Here is a 20,142-nt window from a genome sequence, read left to right as displayed (position 1 = left end):
CCCGTGGGAAGTTCTATATCGCGAATAACCTCGCCCCCACAAGGCCCCTGCACAACCTCTGTGGGCGAATTTATTCGCGAAAGGGTTGATGCGATATCACGTAATCGGTGCAGGGTTGAACAAAGTAATGTCGTTGTGCAGCCGCAGCGCTTCGGCGCAGGTTTTTTTCTTGCCGCTGGCAACGTCCAGGTAGAAGTGGAACAACTCCCAACCCAGGTCTTCGATGCTCGCGCGCCCCGTGGCGATGCGCCCGGCATCAATGTCGATCAGGTCCGGCCAGCGCCGAGCCAGCTCGGTGCGAGTCGACACTTTCACCACCGGCGCCATGGCCAAACCGTACGGCGTACCCCGCCCCGTGGTGAAGACATGCAGGTTCATCCCCGCCGCCAGCTGCAACGTACCGCAGACAAAGTCGCTGGCTGGTGTCGCGCAGAAGATCAGTCCTTTGCGCTTGAACCGTTCACCTGGGCCAAGCACGCCGTTGATTGCGCTGCTGCCGGACTTGACGATGGAGCCCAAGGACTTCTCGACAATGTTCGACAACCCGCCCTTCTTGTTGCCTGGCGTGGTGTTGGCGCTGCGATCCGCTTCGCCCTTAGCGAGGTAACGGTCGTACCAGTCCATTTCACGGACCAGTTCTTGCGCGACTTCTTTGGTTTCGGCCCTGGAAGTCAGCAGGTAAATGGCGTCGCGCACTTCGGTGACTTCGGAGAACATCACCGTCGCCCCCGCCCGCAGCAACAGATCCGAGGCGAAGCCCAACGCAGGGTTAGCGGTGATGCCACTGAACGCATCGCTGCCGCCGCACTGCATGCCCAGAATCAGCTCGGACGCCGGCACGGTTTCGCGACGACGCTGATCGAGCTTTTTCAAGCGAGCTTCAGCCATCGCCATGATCTCCTCGATCATTTCAACGAAGCCGTGGCTGGAATCCTGCAGGCGATACAGCCAGGGGTCATCGAGATCCACCGAGCTGTCGTTTTCATGCATGACCTGCCCTGGCTGCAACTTCTCGCAGCCCAGACTGATCACCAAGGCCTCACCGCCCAGGTTCGGGTTGCGCGCCAGATTGCGCACGGTACGAATCGGGATATAAGCATCAGTCGCGGTGATCGCCACGCCACAGCCATAGCTGTGGGTCAGTGCCACCACGTCATCGACGTTCGGGTACTTGGGCAGCAACTCATCACGGATACGTTTGACCGCATGATCGAGCACACCCGTCACGCACTGCACGGTGGTGGTGATGCCGAGGATATTGCGCGTACCGACGGTACCGTCGGCGTTGCGATAACCTTCAAACGTGAAACCTTCCAGCGGCGCCTGTTTTTCCGGCACATCGGTAGACAGTGGCAAGCTGTCCAGCGGTGGCGCGGTGGGCATGCGCAGTTGGTCTTCTCTCACCCAGCTACCACGCGGAATCGCTTGTAAGGCATAACCGATGGTTTGTCCGTAACGGATCACCGGTTGGCCTTCGGCGATGTCCACCAGATTGACCTTGTGGCTTTGCGGCACGTTATCGAGGGTCACCAGGCCGTTATCGAACCGTGTACCGGCCGGGACGCCTTGGTCATTGACCACAACCGCCACATTATCCAGTTCATGCAAGCGGATGTAGCGCGGCGAGTCGGCATGTTGAATCAGGTTCATCACGGTTTTCCTCAGGATTTTGCTTGAGAAAGTGTGCCGGCGTTGTCACCGGTCAAAGGCCCCTTGGCTGGCGGCTCGGTCAAGACGACACGCTTGATTGGCCCGACGATCACCAGGTAGCTGAACACCGCCACCAGCGCATTGGCGCCGACGAACACCAAAGCCCATTTGAATGAGCCGGTGGCGCTGATGATGTAGCCAATCACGATCGGGGTAGTGATTGAAGCGATGTTGCCGAACATATTGAACAGGCCACCGCTCAAACCGGCGATCTGTTTCGGCGAGGTGTCGGACACCACTGCCCAACCCAGCGCACCAACGCCTTTGCCGAAGAAGGCCAGCGCCATGAAGCCGACCACCATCCATTCGATATCAACGTAGTTACAGGCCACGATAGTGGTCGACAACAGCAGACCACCGATAATCGGCGCCTTGCGAGCAAAGGTCAGGGAGTGACCTTTACGCAACAGGTAGTCGGAAATGATCCCGCCCAGCACCCCACCGATAAAGCCGCAGATGGCAGGCAGCGAAGCAATAATGCCCGCCTTGAGGATAGTCATTCCACGCTCCTGAACCAGATACACCGGGAACCAGGTCAGGAAGAAGTAAGTGATGCCATTGATGCAGTATTGGCCCAGGTAAACGCCAAGCATCATGCGATTGGTCAACAGCTGACGCACGAAATCCCACTTCGGACCGCCGCTGGCGCCTTTGCCTTTGTCTTGATCCATGTCGACCATGCCGCCATTGTTAGCGATATGGTTGAACTCGGCTTCGTTGATCTTTGGGTGATTGCGCGGGCTGTGGATAACGTTCAGCCAGATCAGCGAGAACACGACACCGACGCCGCCCATGACCACGAATACATGCTGCCAGCCGTAGGTGTAGACGATCCATCCCATCAGCGGCGCGAACAACACGGTGGCGAAGTATTGCGCAGAGTTGAAGATGGCCGAGGCCGTGCCGCGTTCGGCGGTCGGGAACCAGGCGGCCACAATACGGGCATTGCCGGGGAAGGATGGCGCTTCAGCCAGACCGACCAGGAAGCGCAGCATGAACAGCGCAACGATGGCGGTCGAGACACCGAACTCACCGACATAGCCTTGCAGCACGGTGAACAGCGACCACGTGAAGATGCTCAAGGCATAGACTCTTTTCGAACCGAAACGGTCGAGCAGCCAGCCGCCAGGGATCTGACCAGCCACATAGGCCCAGCCGAATGCAGAGAAGATATAACCGAGGGTAACCGCGTCGATGCCGAGGTCTTTTTGCAGGCTGGAGCCCGCGATCGCGATGGTTGCACGGTCGGCATAGTTGATCGTGGTCACCAGAAAAAGCATGAGCAAAATCAAATAGCGGACGTGAGTCGGCTTGGCCTGTTGCATGTGCATGTACTCCCACTAATTATTTTTTTGTGCGGGTAAAACATTTTTATGTGTGGCTCATGTAGACGCTGCCGAAGGCTGCGGCAGCGTCTACAGATCGTCGACTTACGAACCGATGTAGCTGGTTTTTACGACGGTATAGAACTCTTGCGCATAGCGACCCTGCTCACGCGAACCGTAGGACGAACCCTTACGACCACCGAACGGCACGTGGTAATCAACACCGGCCGTTGGCAGGTTGATCATCACCATCCCGGCCTGAGAATGACGTTTGAAGTGGTTGGCGTACTTCAGCGACGTCGTCGCGATGCCCGCCGACAGACCGAACTCGGTGTCGTTGGCCATGGCCAGCGCTGCTTCGTAATCCGCGACGCGAACAATGTTCGCAACCGGACCAAAAACTTCTTCCTTGCTGATGCGCATCTCTGCGGTGCTGTCAGCGAACAGGGTCGGTGCCAGGAAGTAACCTTCGGTGTCGCAAGTGACCAACTCACCGCCGGTTACCAGACGTGCGCCTTCATCCTGCGCGATGGCGACGTAGCTCATGTCTTGATCAAGCTGGGCCTTGGATACAACTGGACCGATATCGATGCCTGACTTCAGCGCATGGCCAACCTTGATCGAACGCATGCGCTCGGCCATGGCTTCAACGAATTTGTCGTGAATGCCAGCCGTTACGATAAAGCGGCTGGAAGCGGTGCAACGTTGACCGGTGGAGTAGAACGCGCTCTGGACCGACAGCTCGACCGCTTGTTTGAGGTCAGCGTCATCGAGAATGACCTGCGGGTTCTTGCCACCCATTTCCAGCTGTACTTTGGCTTGACGCGCAATGCAATCGACCGCGATCTGGCGACCAACGCCGACCGAACCGGTGAAGCTGATGCCATCAACCTTGCGGCTTTTGACCATCACGTCACCGACCACACGCCCACTGCCCATTACTAGGTTAAACACACCCGCCGGGAAGCCTGCACGGGAGATGATTTCAGCCAGCGCCCAAGCACAACCCGGAACCAGGTCCGCAGGCTTGATCACCACACAGTTGCCGTAGGCCAGCGCTGGAGCGATTTTCCAGGCCGGAATGGCAATCGGGAAGTTCCACGGCGTGATCAGTCCGACCACACCCAGCGCTTCGCGAGTCACTTCAACGTTGACGCCCGGACGCACTGACGGGATGTAATCGCCAGAAATGCGTAGGCATTCACCGGCGAAGAATTTGAAGATGTTGCCCGCGCGGGTCACTTCGCCAATTGCTTCAGGCAAGGTTTTGCCTTCTTCACGGGCAAGCAAGGTGCCGAGCTCTTCGCGACGGGCGAGGATTTCGCTACCCACTTTGTCCAGCGAGTCGCTACGCGCCTGAATACCGGACGTCGACCACGCAGGGAATGCGCTGCGGGCTGCATCAATGGCGGCATTGACCTGCGCCACGTCGGCTTGGGCGTATTCACCGATCACATCCGACAGATCGGACGGGTTGATGTTGGAAGAGTAGGTCGCACCGGCAACCCACTCACCACCCATGTAGTTATCGAAACGCTTTGAATCAGACACGGACATTCTCCTGAAAAGGCAAAAAACCGCTGACGGATCAGCGGCCTTGATTCATACGACTTTTACTGCGCGCCCTGCTTGTCGATCAGCGCAGCCAGCATTTCGAACTCTTCAGGGGTCAGGTCGGTCAGTGGGGTCCGTACGGGACCTGCGTCGTAACCGGCGATTTTCGCGCCTGCCTTGACGATACTGACCGCGTAACCCGATTTGCGATTACGGATGTCCAGGTAAGGCAGGAAGAAGTCATCAATCAGCTTGCCGACGGTGGCGTGATCGTCACGGGCAATGGCGTGGTAGAAGTCCATCGCCATTTTCGGCAGGAAGTTGAACACCGCCGAGGAGTAGACCGGAACGCCCAGCGCCTTGTAAGCCGCGGCGTAGACTTCGGCGGTCGGCAAGCCACCCAGGTAGCTGAAACGATCACCCAGACGACGGCGGATCGACACCATCAGTTCGATGTCACCCAGACCGTCTTTGTAACCGATCAGGTTCGGGCAAGTCTCAGCCAGACGCTCCAGCAGCGGCGCAGTCAGGCGGCAGACGTTACGGTTGTAAACAATCACGCCGATATTGACCGATTTGCACACGGCTTCAACGTGCGCGGCAACCCCGTCCTGGCTGGCCTCGGTCAAGTAGTGCGGCAACAACAGCAAGCCTTTGGCGCCCAGGCGCTCGGCTTCTTGAGCGTATTCGATGGCTTGACGGGTAGAGCCACCGACACCGGCCAGGATCGGCACACTGGTGGCGCAGGTGTCTACAGCCGTCTTGATCACTTCGGAGTATTCGCTGGCCGCCAGGGAGAAGAACTCACCGGTGCCGCCAGCGGCGAACAAGGCCGTGGCGCCGTAAGGGGCCAGCCACTCAAGACGCTTGATATAGCCCGCGCGATGGAAATCGCCCTGAGCATTGAAATCGGTGACCGGGAAGGACAACAGGCCGGAAGAGAGGATGGACTTCAGTTCTTGTGGATTCATTATTTGAACACCCTGGATAGCAAAATGTGGAGGAAGCACATCAGCTCCAAACTGATGTCGTACGTCATCGTACAACTGAAGATAAGATCACTCAACAGGAATGTGCGGGAATTTGGTTTGGGGGCGTGAGAGCCGATCAGCAGTCAGGGAAACTGCATCGACTCACATTTAGGAATTATGACTTGCCTGCTAAGCCTGCTGCGACTCCGCCTGTTCATGGGCATGACGCAGGCGTTCGCGGCTATTGGTCAGGTGCAGGCGCATGGCCGCGCGGGCAGCGTCGGAGTCCTGGCGGGCGATGGCCTCGAAGATTTCTTCGTGCTCGCGGCTCAAGCGGTTCAAGTAGTGCTGTTGATCATCATGAGCCAGTCGCGCCGAATTGATCCGGGTCCGCGGAATGATGCTGGTACCCAGATGAGTCATGATGTCGACGAAGTAGCGATTGCCGGTGGACAAGGCTATTTGCAAGTGGAATTGAAAGTCTGATGCCACCGCATCACCGGCTTGGGACGCACTTTCAATCAAGGCATCCAGCGCAGCACGCATGGCGGCAAGTTGTTCAGGGGTGCGACGTTGCGCGGCCAATCCTGCGGATTCCACCTCAAGGCTGATGCGCAACTCAAGAATCGCCAACACATCACGCAAAGTGACAATGGTCGCCGGATCGATTCGAAAGCCGCTCGGGCTCGGCGTATCCAGCACGAAAGTGCCGATGCCATGCCGGGTTTCCACCAGCCCGGACGCCTGCAAACGCGAGATCGCCTCGCGCACCACTGTCCGGCTGACGCCCTGCTCTTGCATGATCGCCGACTCGGTCGGCAACTTGTCTCCGCGCTTCAATTGGCCGTCGCGAATCCGTTCAGACAGTTCAGTGACCAATTCCTGAGCGAGGCTGCGGTGCTTTCTGCGAACGCGGGGCGCAGGACTCTGATTATCCATGTCGAACATTTGTCCCAAGGCGATAAAAAACACATGATAGCTCAACCGAGTTGTACGACAACACTCGTAACAACTCGGCCGGTTTCAGATTATTGGTTTCAAACAACCAATTCAGGATGAGATTGCTCGCGCAGTTGCCCACCGTCAATCCGCAGATGCCGTCGATGGAAGCGTTTGAGACTGCTGCGATGGCCGATACTAAGCAAGGTCACGTCCGGTAACTCGTCGATCAGCGCCTGGTACAGAACCGCCTCGTCTTCCTCGTCCATGGCTGAAGTCGCTTCATCCAGGTACAGCCAGCTGGGTGCATAGAGCAACGCCCGGGAGAAGGCCACACGCTGTTGCTCGCCTGGGGACAACATGCGCTGCCAGTGATCGCTTTCATCCAGACGCGGTACCAAGTGCATCAAACGGCAGATTTCAAGCACCTGAGCAAAGCGCTCGACGGGATACGCTTCGGGTGCCTGTGGATAACTTAAGGCTTCGCGCAGTGTGCCGATTGGCAAATAAGGCCTTTGCGGCAAAAACAGATAACGCTCGGCGGGCAGCTTCACGTTGCCCTGCCCATCGCTCCACAACCCGCCCAACGCTCGCAGCAAGGTACTTTTGCCGCTGCCGGAACGACCGCTGAGCATGACCCGGTCACCGCGAACGATGTTCAGGTTGGCGCCAGCCAGCAGCTCACGACCATCCGCCAGGTTCAGCGCCAGATTGTCAAAATGCAGGCCATCACCGTCTCGGTCCAAATTGATGGTTGAGGTGCGCGCTTCATTGTCCGCCATGCCCTGCCGGAAGCTCAGCAACCGGTCACACGTGGCGCGCCACGAGGCGAGCGTGGTGTACGCATCAATGAACCAGCTGAAGTTTTCTTGCACGTTGCCGAATGCAGAGTTGATCTGCATCAGACCGCCCAGCTCGATCGCGCCGGAGAAATAACGCGGTGACGCCACGACGAAAGCAAATACGGTGGCAATCTGCGAATAACCCGCGGTGAAGAAGGTCAGGCGTTTGGAGACCTTCATGACGTTCCAGTAGTTGCTCCAGATCATGCCGAAGCGTGCGCTCAAGCGCTTGTTTTCATTAGGCTCACCGTTGGAGAACGCGATGCTTTCAGCATTTTCGCGAACCCGCACCAGGGCGAAACGCAAATCGGCTTCGTAGCGCTCTTGCTGGTTGCTCAGCTTGATCAGACGCTGCCCAATTTTGTGGGTCAGCCAGCTGCCCACTACCGCATACAGAAACGCGGCCCAAAACATGTAGCCGGGAATCGTGATGCCGAAGAGGTCGATACTGCCCGACACACCCCACAGAATGATCGAGAACGATACCAGACTGACCACCGTCCGGATCAAACCCAGTGCCAGACTCAGGGTGCTGGTGGTGAAACTGTTGAGGTCTTCGGACAGCCGTTGGTCAGGGTTATCGGTGTAGCCGTGTTGCTCCAACTGGTAGTAGTTCTTGTGGCTGAGCCATTTGGTAAAGTGCTGTTCGGTCAGCCAGCGACGCCAGCGGATGGTCAGCATCTGCGTCAGATAGAGACGGTATACCGCCCCCAGAATCGCCACCGTGGCGATGCCACAGAAATACAGAATCAGGTGGGTAAACGCTGCCAGGTCTTTCTCTTGCAGCGCGTTATAAAAGTCTTTGTACCAGCTGTTGATCATCACCGAGATCGCCACGCTGAACAGCGAAAGCGCGATCACGGAGACCAGCAGTAGCCAGGCCATACCCTTTTCTTCACTGCGCCAGTACGGCGTTATCAGCTTCCAGACGCGGCGAAAGAACTCTCCGCGTACGGCGTCATTGACCGCAGAATACTCGGCGTTGCGATTCATTATTCAGGCTCGATTGGGATAGAGAACTCGCGTCGGGCCGATCATAGATGATCGGCTTGCTGCTTCGCGAAGTCCTGAGACATTCGTTCAGTCCCCGTTCAGCGCCGAACCGGCCGCTTCTGCAATTTACGCTGCAAGGTCCTGCGATGCATGCCCAGCGCCCGCGCCGTCGCGGAAATATTGCCTTCGTGCTCAGTGAGCACACGTTGAATGTGCTCCCACTGCAGGCGATCCACCGACATCGGGTTGTCTGGCACCAGCGTATCCAGATCAGCGTGCTCGGACAGCAAGGCCGCCAGCACATCATCAGCGTCGGCCGGCTTGCACAGGTAGTTGCAGGCGCCACGCTTGATTGCTTCGACAGCAGTGGCGATGCTCGAATAACCGGTGAGGATCACCACGCGCATTTCCGGGTCGATTTCCAGCAGCTTGGGCAGCAGAACCAAACCGGAGTCGCCATTCATTTTCAGGTCGAGCGCAGCGTATTCAGGCACGTCATTCAAGGCCAGGGCCAGCCCCTCTTCTGCCGAACCTGCGGTGCTGACGCGGAAACCACGGCGGCTCATAGCCCGCGCCATCACGCGGGTGAAGGTGGCGTCATCGTCTACCAGCAATAAATGCGGCAGCTCTTCGCCTTCCACTTGGATCTCGTCACTCATGTTTGTCTCCTCGGGCGCCACGGGGCAGGCGAAGCTCAGTGAGCGTCCCGCCTTCCTCATGACTGTAGAGTTTTACCGAGCCACCTGCGCGGGTCACGCTGGCCTTGCTCAAAAATAGGCCTAGGCCGAAGCCTTTGCCTTTGGTGGTAAAAAACGGTTTGCCAATTTGTTCGGCGATTGCCGGCGGCACACCCGCCCCATGGTCACGAATACTGATGCAGATTTCTTCGGCGTCCCAGCCCAGATGTACTTCCAGCCCTTCCGGGCAGGCATCGGCGGCGTTGTTCAGCAGATTGAGCAATGCCTGAGTCAAGTCCGGCGGCGGCGCCAGGCTTGGCACTGTGCCTTGGCCCAGGCGCTGGAAGCGATAGCTGGCTTCGGGGCGCATCAGGTGCCAACGGTTAAGGGCTTGGTCCAGCCAATCGGTGACGTCTTGTTCATCGATCACCAATCGCCGGTTAGCCTCAGCCGCGCGCACCAGCTGTTGCAGGGTTTGCTTGCACTGTTGGACCTGCTCTTGCAGCACGCCGAGGTCTTCCTGTAACAGCGGATCGCTATGGTCCTGGCGCATTTCCTTGATCAGCACGCTCATGGTCGCCAAGGGTGTACCCAATTCGTGGGCCGCGCCAGCTGCCTGGGTCGCGACCGCCAACAATTGTTGATCATGCAGGCCCTCCTCCCGACGCTCTGCACGCAGCTGCTCCTGGCGCCGCAGCTCCTCGGCCATCTTCGCCGCGAAGAAAGTAATGACCGCCGCCGCCAGAGCAAAGCTCAGCCACATGCCATAGATCTGCATGTTTTCGCGGGCGATGGGAAAGGTGCCCATCGGATAGAACTGCACCAGCAACAGCGTGTAGCTGACCAGCGCCAGGCCCGAGAGCGTCAGTGAATACAGCCACGGCAGGGTCACCGCAGCAATGGTCAACGGCACCAGATAATAAGAGACAAACGGGTTGGTCGAACCGCCGGAGAAATACAGCAGCACACTGTGGATCAGCATGTCGAGCGCCAGCTGTACGGCGTATTCCAGCTCGGTAACCGGCCACGACGTGCGCAGGCGAATGGCCGTCATCACGCACAGCACCATGGAGACCCCGAGGGTGACAGCCAAGGGCAGCCACGGCAAAGGCAGCAAGTCGAACAAATAGGCAATACCCACCGAACCCGCTTGCGCGGCCAGTACCAAAGTACGGATAACGGTCAGGCGCCACAGGTTCTGGCGGGTAGCTGAAAGCAGTTGAACGGGGGCGAGCATGAGCTCTCCTGATGAGCGCTGCAGGCGAATCGCAGCGAGTATAACCAAGCGAAGGTGAAAACAGCGAAAACTGCGTCAAAGCGCCACATACGCTGAAAAGACGCAAACGCCTCTATACAAAAGGCCGCGTGGGAGCGGATTCATTCACGAATGAATTCTCCCACAGGGAAACGGCTGCCGGAACCTGAATGGTTCGTCTACAGTCTTATAGTTTTCCGTCTGACGGTTACCCGTCGCAGCCGGTTCGTTAACAAGGAGTTTTTATGTTCAGCCTTCGCCCCACTGCCGCCCTCTTCGCCCTTGGCGCCACAACGCTTGCCAGTCTGCCTGCGTTGGCTGAAGAGGTTCGTTACAACCAGGTTTCTGTACGTGCCGAAGTCAGCCAGGAAGTCCAACGCGACTTGATGATGGTCACGCTGTACAGCGAAGCGCAGGACACGGATCCGGCCAAACTGGCTGCACAAATCACCGAAACCATGAACAAAGCCCTCGGCCAGGCGCGCCAGGTCAAAGACATCACGATTCGTCAGGGCAGCCGCAACAGCTACCCGATCTATGATGACAAAGGCCAGAAAATCACCGGCTGGCGCGAACGCTCCGAATTGCGCCTCGAGAGCGCGGACTTTGCCGCACTCTCCAAACTGACCGGCGAACTGTTGGAAGATTTGAAAATGGGCGGCATGGACTTCGCCATCTCCCCTCCCACGCGCAAAGCCAGCGAAGACACCCTGCTCAAGGACGCCGTCGCCGCTTTCAAAAACCGTGCTCAGCTGGTGACCGATGCCTTGGGTGGCAAGGGTTACAAACTGGTCAACCTGAACCTCAATACGTCGGGTTATCCGCAGCCATACCAGCGCGCCCCCGTCATGATGATGAAAGCCGCCCGCGCCGAGTCCGCCCCCACCCCGGAAGTCGAAGCCGGTACCAGCCAGGTCAGTGTCAACGCCGATGGCGTGATCGAAGTGTTGATGCAGTGATGCAAAGCTGACACTCGGTCGGTCGCAAAAAGCCCTGCCCTTGAACCGGCGGAGCTTTTTGCGCCGGAAAAATCCTACCGGTCGCCGCGCTTGCCGCCGACATCCCCGAAGTTAAAATCCCGCCATAGTCGCCGCTTTCGATAAACGCGAAGAACTGTGCTCATGAGTTCGACCACGGCAAAAAAGCCACAACTTGCTTTACTGGGTGATTTCCTCTGGCAGCGTGCCGGGGGCCAGCCATGACCGATTTCATGACCCCTCGCGGTCATCTGGCCAATCTGGTCGCCCAAGCCAAAAGCGCCACGCCCTTCGGCGAAGTCGGGGTTTGCCCACTCATGCAAACAACCATTCACCTGCTGCCGGTACGTTACGGCCTGGTTGAAGACGGTCTCGATCCGAGCGCTGATCTGGCGATGCCTTACACGCTGCAAAGCCGCCCCTTGGGTCTACGCATGTTGCGTGACGGTTATCTGTACGTGATCGACAGCGCCACCGGCCTGAACGAGTACAGCATCAAGCAGGGGTCATTGGAACACTGGCTGTTCGACGGCAAGGAGGTCAAAGAGGATCACCGGACCCTCGCCCTGGGCGATCCTCCCGAAATGATCTTCTCCAAGAGCAGCGTCCTGCATGTCGCCTACTCGGAGGTGCAGTGGACCGTCGCCAAGTGCCGGCAGGTGCTCGATAGCGCCACCGAGCGCGAGCACTTCATGCAGTGCATCGACCTTGCGCCGGTCAACAGCGAACACATCGTCGCGCCGCTGCTGCATGAGCGGCACGCGAAGAAATGGCTGGCCGAGGTGGTGCAGGATCACGATGCCCCTCATCAAGGCCTTACCCCGGAAGAAAACATTCCGTATCTGTGGGAACACCCACCGCTGTTTCGTCAGACCTTGATCGAGGAGCTGACCAGCCAGGTCAGCGATGATCACAAAAGCGACTTCCTGTTCCTCGCCGTGCGCGACGATATCGGCGTGATGCGCGACCTGGCGAACTATCAGGACAAGGTGGTGGGCTGGATCGATGACTGGGCCCGCAGCGGTCAGGAAGCGGGCCACACGGAGCGTGATTACTTGCTGGGCTGCTACATCGAATCGCTGAGCCAGATCAGTGCCGCCCACCTCAGCAAGATGGCCGAGAGCACCGATGACCCTGCGCTCAAGGCGTTATTGCTTGATCTGGAAAAGCTGCCCGAACCCCAGCGTGGGGAGACACGGCAGGCATTGCTAGAGGTGCTGAGTCTTGATCCTGTTGCCAATCCGCTGCCAGACGCTTCCGATTCGGATCTGCCAGCCGACCTCAAGGCACAGCTAAAAAACATCCAGGCCAGACCTGCGCGAACTTATGGCTACATGGTCAACGAACTGAAAAAAACCGTCGAGCTGTATTACCTCAAGCAAAATCTCGCCACCGCCGACCCCGACTTTGTCGCCACCCACTGGCAAACCCTGGTCAAACTGCACCGAGAACAAGATAAGCGGCTAAGAGACCTGCTGTACGGCGCCCGCTGGGGCCAGCGCGGAATCAACGACCTGATCGACCGTCCGCGCATGGACGCTTTTCTTAAGGCGCAACGCCCCAAGCTCGCGCATTGGAACACCCTGCTTGATCGCATCACCCACGACCGACTGGAGATGCTCACCCTCAACCGTTTCCACCGCGCCGCCTGGTATTACGACACCAACGATCTGGAGCAGATCGATCACGCCTTGCTCACCCAATACGACTGCTTGAAAGACCTGTGCCGCAGTGACACTGCCTACGACACCATTGTTGCCTGGCTGAACCGCAACCCGCAGCAGAGCCGCGCACTGTTTTTTACCTTGCCGCTGAGCGTACAGACCGAACTGGCCGCGCAATTCGCCTTGTTCACCAATGCGGGCTGGGGACTGCTTAAAAGCGCGCCGGAGTGGATCGAGAAGCTGAAAACGCTGTTTGCCGGCCACCTGCCGGACATCGAGACCCTGCCCCACCCCACGCAAGTCAATGCCACCGCCGCCTGGGGCACCCTCGCCCCCGCCGTGCAGTGGGGCGTGCAACAAGGGCTGCACGACTTCATGCAGGCCTTGGACAAAGGCCAGATGCCGGACATCGAGGCACTGTTTCGGTACCTGCCCAAGACCTTCGGGGTTTCGTTGCTCGACGCGGCCCGGCGCGAGAAGGTCAGCTTTCAAATAGCAGATGCCGACGACCTGAAAGCCCTGGGTGAGACGGTCAAGGAGGTGCAGGCGAAACGTAGATACCTGCGTTCCCTGAACAACAATGCCCGTCGCTATCGTGCGGAAAAAGATCACTGGCTGGCTCAAGAGCTGGAAAACCAGCGGCCTGAGACTCAACAGAAACTTAACGTTCTGGAAGAGCGACTGGCCCGGATGCTGAGCCCGATTCGTGAACTACCAGAGGGCGCGGTTCATCTGCAAACGGCGACGGCCGGCACGCCGGGGTTAGCGTTGGTGTTTCCTCCAGAGCAGCAGGCGCAAATGCGCTCGTTGCTGGATAACTATCGGCAGGGGGTGAGGGTTGCGCCTACAGCGGGGTTGTTGGGGGATGGGGCCGGGGTACTGGTGTTTGCGGCGCAGTTGGTGAATTTTGTGCAGGTGTGGAAAGAGGTAATGGCTCAACCCGAACAAAAAAGGGACACCGGGCTATTGTGGGGTCCATTTTTTACTACTGCCGCAGCAGGGTTTGGGGCCGCCCAAGGGATTGCCGATACCGCCCTCAGTGCTCACGCAGCTCAATTGGGTAGAAACCTAAAAGTGGCTGAGTTGAAGGGTATTCATGTCCAGATGGGCAAACTACACATCGGTCTAGGGATTGTGGGTTACTCAGCTGGAATGGTTGCTGCTCTGACCAATCTAAATATCTCACACGATAATTGGCTAAATGCCACCCGCGAGGGCAATGCAGGAGCCCAAGCGGGAGCAGCTCTAAGCATGGTCGGTAATAGCGGCGCATTCTTTAATAATGCTTACGGGGTGCAACAAAGCGGTGTGGCTTTACGGAATATTCTCGCCGTTATTTGGCAACCCGAAGCTCGCGCAACCGCTTGGGCAGTGTCGGGACCTCGTTTGGCAACGGTATTTTTCCGTTTCAACGTAGCCGGTATTCTGATTACCGCGCTAGAGCTGTCGGGCACCTGGTTTTACAACCGCTATAACCTCAGTCGCCATGATCGATGGCTGCAAACGACACCCTGGAGTCAGGATCCGGATCGACGTTTGTCGCTGCCATTAAGCGAGTACCAAAAAAGTCTGCACGTTCAGGTCAAGGCCCCAAAAATCGTAGTATGGCCTGAGCAACCCGATAATCAGGGCACCCAGCCCGCGACACGAATAGTGCTGCACCTGCCCACCACCTCCAGCGCCGATTTGATGAAACCTTTTGGCAACAGCAAAGCCAAAACCGTGCTCAGGATAGGTGGCTATGAAGTCCGCACTCATACCACACGAGTCAACGCCGTTGAACGCTGGACTGTAGCGACTGACGCCCTAATCCAAAAACTGCAGATCAAACAAGCGACACCCCTGGTTCTGGAGTTTGAGGCGCCCACTCGCAAGTATCGCCCCACCGCCACCGAGCGCGACGAGTTGGTGGTGACCGTTGAACTCGGAGACTTTAGCCCCGAGGATGGCGTTTACTTACTCAACGTTTATCAATTCCGCGTACCTCTCGACGGCCAAGGCGGTGAGATCGCTGATAAGAACCTTGAACCTCAAGGGGAGAAATGCACTTTTTACCTGATCGATCCCCTCCACCTGCCACAGGAGGACGACTGATATGGCTAAACAGCCACCTGACGCGCCGCCACCAATCAGTCGTGAACCGTATGCCGGGATGATCGAAAACTTCCCCAGCGGCCAGGTTATTTATCTGGCCCCCGTTCCTTTGCCCACCGACAGGCCGGCTCAGGACTACGGAAGTGCGGTAGGTGAAGTAAATGAAACCTACATGGAGTTTGGGTTTGGAACGCCATCGGTGTTCAGTTGGCAGGCAACACTAGGTGGTCCCTTTAGCTTTTTTTGTATGACTGCTTTCCTGGCTCCAGCGATATTCGGCCTAATGGGACTACTCGTAGGGGAGGATCTAAAAAGCTCTGTCAACTTTACGTTGGATATGATTCCGTCTGGCTTGAGATACGGAGCTTTGGGCGCTGGCATAACACTTGCCATATTTCTAATCACTACTATCAACCACCTCGCAAAATACGAAACCCTCGTCCCTACCCGCTTCAACCGCCAACGCCGTGAAGTCTGTTTCGTCCCCGCAGGCCAGACCGAACCGATCTTCGTCCCTTGGGAATCACTCTCGGCGTGGGTCGTCCAGGCCAGAGGTGTCACCCAATACGGTCTGAACATCCAGTACGCCATGGGCCTCGGCTTTTACCACCCGCCTCATGATCAGCAGTACACCCTGGAGTTTCACTGCGCCGGTTTTGAGTTGGCCATCTGCAACTGGGAAGCCATTCGCGCGTACATGGAGTATGAGGTCCACACGCTCAAGGACATTCAGGACCCTCTCGACCTGCAAGGCCCCGCCGATCCGCCGCATGAAGGGCTGCACACGTTCTACAACGCTCGCGAACGCATGCGCCGGCGGCGCAAGGCGGGCGAAGTCGGCTGGAGTTATCCGTTCTGGTGGTACCTGTACCACGTCATGACCCTCTGGACCCTGCCCAACCATCTCACCGAATGGGAAATCCGCCGCATCAAAAGCATGGGCCGCGCCGCCGTGCCCGAGGCGATGCAGGCGTGGTCCGCTCCGCTGCCGGAAGCTGAATGGGCCAAACCCAGCGAGAAGTTGCAGCGCATGAGCAAAATGGTCAAAGACCTGCGCCAGCAAGAGCCGCAGGTCTCGTTGATTCAGCATTTCGTTGAAGTGCAGATCGCTGAAGCGAAACGCGGATGACGCTTCGCGATTCTCGCCCCAAGGATGGCTTTTACGAACTCAGCGTTTATTGTGTCTATCCACATCGCCGCATGATTCCGGACGATGCGCTTGCATCACTTTCTCGAGGCCACTATGGACAAGACTGCCTTTAAACCACTGCTCCTCGCCGCCGTATTGCTGACCTGCACGCCTGTCGTCCAGGCCGCCAGCACCCTGGTGTACTGCTCGGAAGCCAGCCCTGCAGGTTTCGATCCAAGCCAATACACCAGTGGCACTGACTTCGATGCGTCGGCCGAAACCGTGTTCAATCGGTTGACGCAATTCGAGCGCGGCAGCACGGAAGTCGAACCTGGCCTGGCCACCCGCTGGGAGGTGTCCAGCGATGGCCTGAGTTACACCTTCCACCTGCGCGAAAACGTTAAATTCCACACCACCGATTACTTCACACCCACTCGGGATTTCAACGCCGACGATGTGTTGTTCACCTTTGATCGCCTGCTCGATCCGAATCATCCGTTTCGCAAGGCTTACCCGTCCGAGTCGCCGTACTTCAACGACATGGGCCTGAACACCACGATCAAGAGCGTCGACAAGGTTGATGAACACACCGTGCGTTTCAGCCTGAACAACGTCGATGCCGCCTTTATCCAGAATCTGGCCATGAGCTTCGCCTCGATCCAGTCCGCTGAATATGCCGCGCAGTTGCTCAAGGAAGGAAAGGCCGCCGACATCAATCAAAAGCCGATTGGCACGGGGCCTTTCGTGTTCAAGCGCTATCAAAAGGACTCGCAGATCCGCTACAGCGCCAACCCGACGTATTGGAAGCCAGAGGATGTGAAACTCGACAATCTGGTGTTTTCTATCAACAGCGATGCTGCGGTGCGTCTGCAAAAACTCAAGACCGGCGAATGCCAGGTCAGCGGTTACCCGCGCCCACAAGACATCGAACTGATGGAAAAAGACCCGAACATCCAGGTGCTCAGCCAACCCGGCTTCAACCTTGGTTTTCTCGCCTATAACGTCACTCACAAACCGCTGGATCAGCTCAAGGTACGCCAGGCGCTGGACATGGCCATCGACAAGCCGGCGATCATCAAGGCGGTTTACCAGAGCGCCGGGCAACTCGCGCAAAACGCCCTGCCACCCAACCAGTGGAGTTATGACCCCACGATCAAGGATGCACCCTACAACCCAACCAAGGCCAGGCAACTGCTCAAGGAAGCAGGGATCGCGCCGGGCACCGAAATCAGCCTGTGGGCCATGACCGTACAGCGGGCGTCGAACCCCAATGCGCGAATGTCAGCGCAGATGATCCAGGCCGACTGGGCAAAAATCGGGATCAAGGCCAACATCGTCAGTTACGAATGGGGTGAGTACATCAAGCGCGCCAAGAATGGCGAGCACGACGTGATGATTTATGGCTGGACCGGCGACAACGGCGACCCTGACAACTGGCTCGGCGTGCTCTACAGCTGCGCGGCGGTCAACGGCAGCAACTTCGCCAAGTGGTGCGATCCGGCGTATGACACGCTGGTGCAGCAGGCCAAATTGAGCCGTGACCGCGCAGAGCGGATCAGGCTTTATCAGCAGGCTCAGCACATTCTCAAGGAGCAGGTGCCGATTACTCCGATTGCCAATTCCAAGGTATTTCAGCCACTGCGCAAAGAGGTGCAGAACTTCAAACTCAGCCCGTTTGGCCTGACTCCGTTCTATGGTGTCAGTCTGAATAAATAGCAATCAGTAACACTCTCGCGCTAACCGGGTGCATTTCACACGCCCGGCTGCCCTCCTGCGGTGCAGCGAACTCCTCTGAAAACAACCACGCAAACGATCAAATAGGCACGAACGTACATGAATGCGACATTCTTGTACGCTCGTACCACTGTTTGACGATTCCTTGGCGCCACCATCTTGCTTTGGGTACGGCCCCTGCATAAGTATCGGCAGGATCGACTCACGAGGTCGCACCCTCTATCTAAAAAATGACAACAACATGAGGCCACCATGCTCAAAAACGCGGTCATTCCGTTTCTACTCAGCGCAGGTTTGATTGCCAGCGCTCCCTTCGCCCAAGCCGCTACCAACCTGGTGTTTTGCTCCGAAGGCAGCCCGGCCGGTTTCGACCCAGGCCAGTACACCACCGGCACCGACTTCGACGCGTCAGCCGAGACCATGTTCAACCGTCTGAGCCAGTTCGAGCGCGGGGGCACTGCGGTCATTCCAGGGTTGGCGACCAGTTGGGACATTTCTCCTGACGTCCTGACCTACACTTTCCATCTGCGCGACGGGGTGAAGTTCCACACCACGCCTTACTTCAAGCCGACGCGTGACTTCAATGCCGATGACGTGCTGTTCACGTTCAACCGCATGCTCAACAAAGACGATCCGTTCCGCAAAGCCTACCCGACCGAGTTCCCGTACTTCACCGACATGGGCATGGATACCAATATCGATAAGGTCGAGAAACTTGACGACCACACCGTCAAGTTCACGCTCAAGACTGTCGACGCTGCGTTCATCCAGAACATGGCCATGAGCTTCGCGTCCATTCAGTCCGCTGAATACGCCGCGCAGTTGCTCAAGGAAGGCAAGGCTCAGGACATCAACCAGAAGCCGATCGGCACCGGTCCGTTTGTGTTCAAGAGCTACCAAAAAGATTCGAACATCCGTTACACCGGCAACAAGGATTACTGGAAGCCTGAAGACGTCAAAGTCGACAACCTGATCTTCGCCATCACCACCGACCCGTCGGTGCGTATGCAGAAGCTCAAGAAAGGCGAATGCCAGATCACCCTGTTCCCGCGCCCAGCCGATCTTAAAGCGCTCGAAGCGGACAAAGAGCTGAAAATGCCGCACCAGGCAGGTTTCAACCTTGGCTACATCGCTTACAACGTCATGGACAAGATCAAGGGCAGCGACACGCCAAACCCGATGGCCCAGCTGAAAGTACGTCAAGCGCTGGACATGGCGGTGAACAAACAGCAGATCATCGATTCCGTGTATCAGGGTGCGGGCCAACTGGCCGTCAACGCCATGCCGCCGACTCAATGGTCGTATGACACCACCATCAAAGATGCGGGCTACAACCCTGAGAAAGCCAAAGCGCTGCTCAAGGAAGCCGGCGTTAAAGAAGGGACCGAGATCACCCTGTGGGCGATGCCGGTTCAGCGTCCGTATAACCCCAACGCCAAGTTGATGGCCGAGATGCTCCAGTCCGACTGGTCTAAGATCGGTATCAAGGCCAAGATCGTCACGTACGAATGGGGCGAGTACATCAAACGCGCCAAAGCGGGTGAAAACGGCGCGATGCTGATTGGCTGGAGCGGCGATAACGGTGACCCGGACAACTGGCTGGGCACCCTGTTCGGTTGCGACGCACTGAACGGCAACAACTTCTCGAAATGGTGTGACAAACCGTACGACGCCATCATCAAGCAAGCCAAGGCAACCCCGGATCAGGCCAAGCGCACCGAACTGTACAAACAGGCGCAACACCTCCTCAAAGACGCCGTGCCGATGACGCCTATCGCGCACTCCACCGTCTACCAACCTATGCGCAGCAACGTGCAGGACTTCAAGATCAGCCCATTTGCTCTGAACTCCTTTTACGGTGTGAGCGTTAGCAAGTAAGGGTGTTGTCACTGCGCTGTTATACACGGCGCAGTGACATCCACTTCCGGGACTTATAGAAACTCAGGTCAGTTGGGTAACTGCCGAATCGGCAGTTACCCACACTCTCTAGGTATGTTTCCTACAAGTTCTGAAGCACTCGGGACTATTTACTGGACGGCCTGACGAACATACCTTCGAAGGCTTATGGCTTTGCTATTGGCGAACATAACTGAGTGATCAGAGCACACGTCTGGATCACGGATGTTCCGTCGTCGTTTGCTCGATATTCACGCTGGGGCGAGATCTTCGCTTCCGGCAACGCTATTCCGGCGATTTGATGCCTTGCGTGCACAGAGGCATTGAAGCGTGCGCTAGCCGTGTTCCATCAAGCCAGATCACCCATAAGACTGGCCCTTAT

Annotated in this window: 13 protein-coding genes; 5 read left to right on the top strand and 8 right to left on the bottom strand. The window is 57.5% G+C overall.

Annotation, left to right across the window (positions count from 1 at the left end; genetic code table 11):
* Positions 1-96 precede the first annotated feature (96 nt).
* The 8 genes from garD to RGU44_RS23295 all read right to left on the bottom strand — a co-directional run bounded on the left by garD (position 97) and on the right by RGU44_RS23295 (position 10,248).
* Positions 97-1,650, bottom strand: coding sequence for a galactarate dehydratase (gene garD / locus RGU44_RS23330; protein WP_322278217.1), 1,554 nt, complete (start codon positions 1,648-1,650; stop codon positions 97-99).
* A gap of 11 nt (positions 1,651-1,661) precedes the next feature.
* Positions 1,662-3,035, bottom strand: coding sequence for an MFS transporter (locus RGU44_RS23325; RefSeq protein ID WP_322278215.1), 1,374 nt, complete (start codon positions 3,033-3,035; stop codon positions 1,662-1,664).
* A gap of 105 nt (positions 3,036-3,140) precedes the next feature.
* Complete coding sequence (locus RGU44_RS23320; RefSeq protein WP_322278213.1) at positions 3,141-4,586, bottom strand: aldehyde dehydrogenase family protein; 1,446 nt, start codon at positions 4,584-4,586, stop codon at positions 3,141-3,143.
* A 62-nt stretch (positions 4,587-4,648) separates the two neighbouring features.
* Entirely contained in the window at positions 4,649-5,560 is a 912-nt protein-coding gene (gene kdgD / locus RGU44_RS23315; RefSeq protein ID WP_322278207.1) for a 5-dehydro-4-deoxyglucarate dehydratase, read from the bottom strand.
* A 189-nt stretch (positions 5,561-5,749) separates the two neighbouring features.
* Positions 5,750-6,499: a FadR/GntR family transcriptional regulator gene (locus RGU44_RS23310; RefSeq protein ID WP_322278205.1), complete on the bottom strand. Its 750-nt coding sequence runs from the start codon at positions 6,497-6,499 to the stop codon at positions 5,750-5,752.
* A 98-nt stretch (positions 6,500-6,597) separates the two neighbouring features.
* A complete protein-coding gene (locus tag RGU44_RS23305) occupies positions 6,598-8,334 on the bottom strand; it encodes an ABC transporter ATP-binding protein/permease (protein WP_322278202.1) in 1,737 nt (578 codons plus the stop codon).
* Positions 8,335-8,432: 98 nt separating this feature from the next.
* On the bottom strand, positions 8,433-8,993 hold the full coding sequence (locus tag RGU44_RS23300) for a response regulator transcription factor (protein WP_322177726.1): 561 nt from the start codon (positions 8,991-8,993) through the stop codon (positions 8,433-8,435).
* A complete protein-coding gene (locus RGU44_RS23295; RefSeq protein WP_322278200.1) occupies positions 8,986-10,248 on the bottom strand; it encodes an ATP-binding protein in 1,263 nt (420 codons plus the stop codon). The genes RGU44_RS23300 and RGU44_RS23295 overlap by 8 nt, the downstream gene beginning before the upstream one ends.
* Positions 10,249-10,511: 263 nt before the next feature.
* Between RGU44_RS23295 and RGU44_RS23290 the strand changes: the two genes are divergently transcribed.
* The 5 genes from RGU44_RS23290 to RGU44_RS23270 all read left to right on the top strand — a co-directional run bounded on the left by RGU44_RS23290 (position 10,512) and on the right by RGU44_RS23270 (position 19,742).
* A complete protein-coding gene (locus tag RGU44_RS23290) occupies positions 10,512-11,225 on the top strand; it encodes an SIMPL domain-containing protein (protein WP_322278198.1) in 714 nt (237 codons plus the stop codon).
* A 239-nt stretch (positions 11,226-11,464) separates the two neighbouring features.
* On the top strand, positions 11,465-15,001 hold the full coding sequence (locus tag RGU44_RS23285; protein ID WP_322278196.1) for a toxin VasX: 3,537 nt from the start codon (positions 11,465-11,467) through the stop codon (positions 14,999-15,001).
* Between the two features lie 367 nt (positions 15,002-15,368).
* Positions 15,369-16,130 (top strand): hypothetical protein, encoded by a 762-nt coding sequence (locus RGU44_RS23280; protein WP_322278194.1) that lies wholly within the window; start codon positions 15,369-15,371, stop codon positions 16,128-16,130.
* Positions 16,131-16,244: 114 nt separating this feature from the next.
* A complete protein-coding gene (locus tag RGU44_RS23275; RefSeq protein WP_322278192.1) occupies positions 16,245-17,846 on the top strand; it encodes an ABC transporter substrate-binding protein in 1,602 nt (533 codons plus the stop codon).
* Positions 17,847-18,116: 270 nt separating this feature from the next.
* Entirely contained in the window at positions 18,117-19,742 is a 1,626-nt protein-coding gene (locus RGU44_RS23270) for an ABC transporter substrate-binding protein (protein WP_322278190.1), read from the top strand.
* Positions 19,743-20,142 lie beyond the last annotated feature (400 nt).

This window comes from Pseudomonas sp. 5C2, assembly GCF_034314155.1.
Taxonomy (GTDB): Bacteria; Pseudomonadota; Gammaproteobacteria; order Pseudomonadales; family Pseudomonadaceae; genus Aquipseudomonas.
The sequence above is the reverse complement of the archived record's forward strand: the minus strand, read 5'-3'. Positions and strand labels throughout refer to the sequence as shown.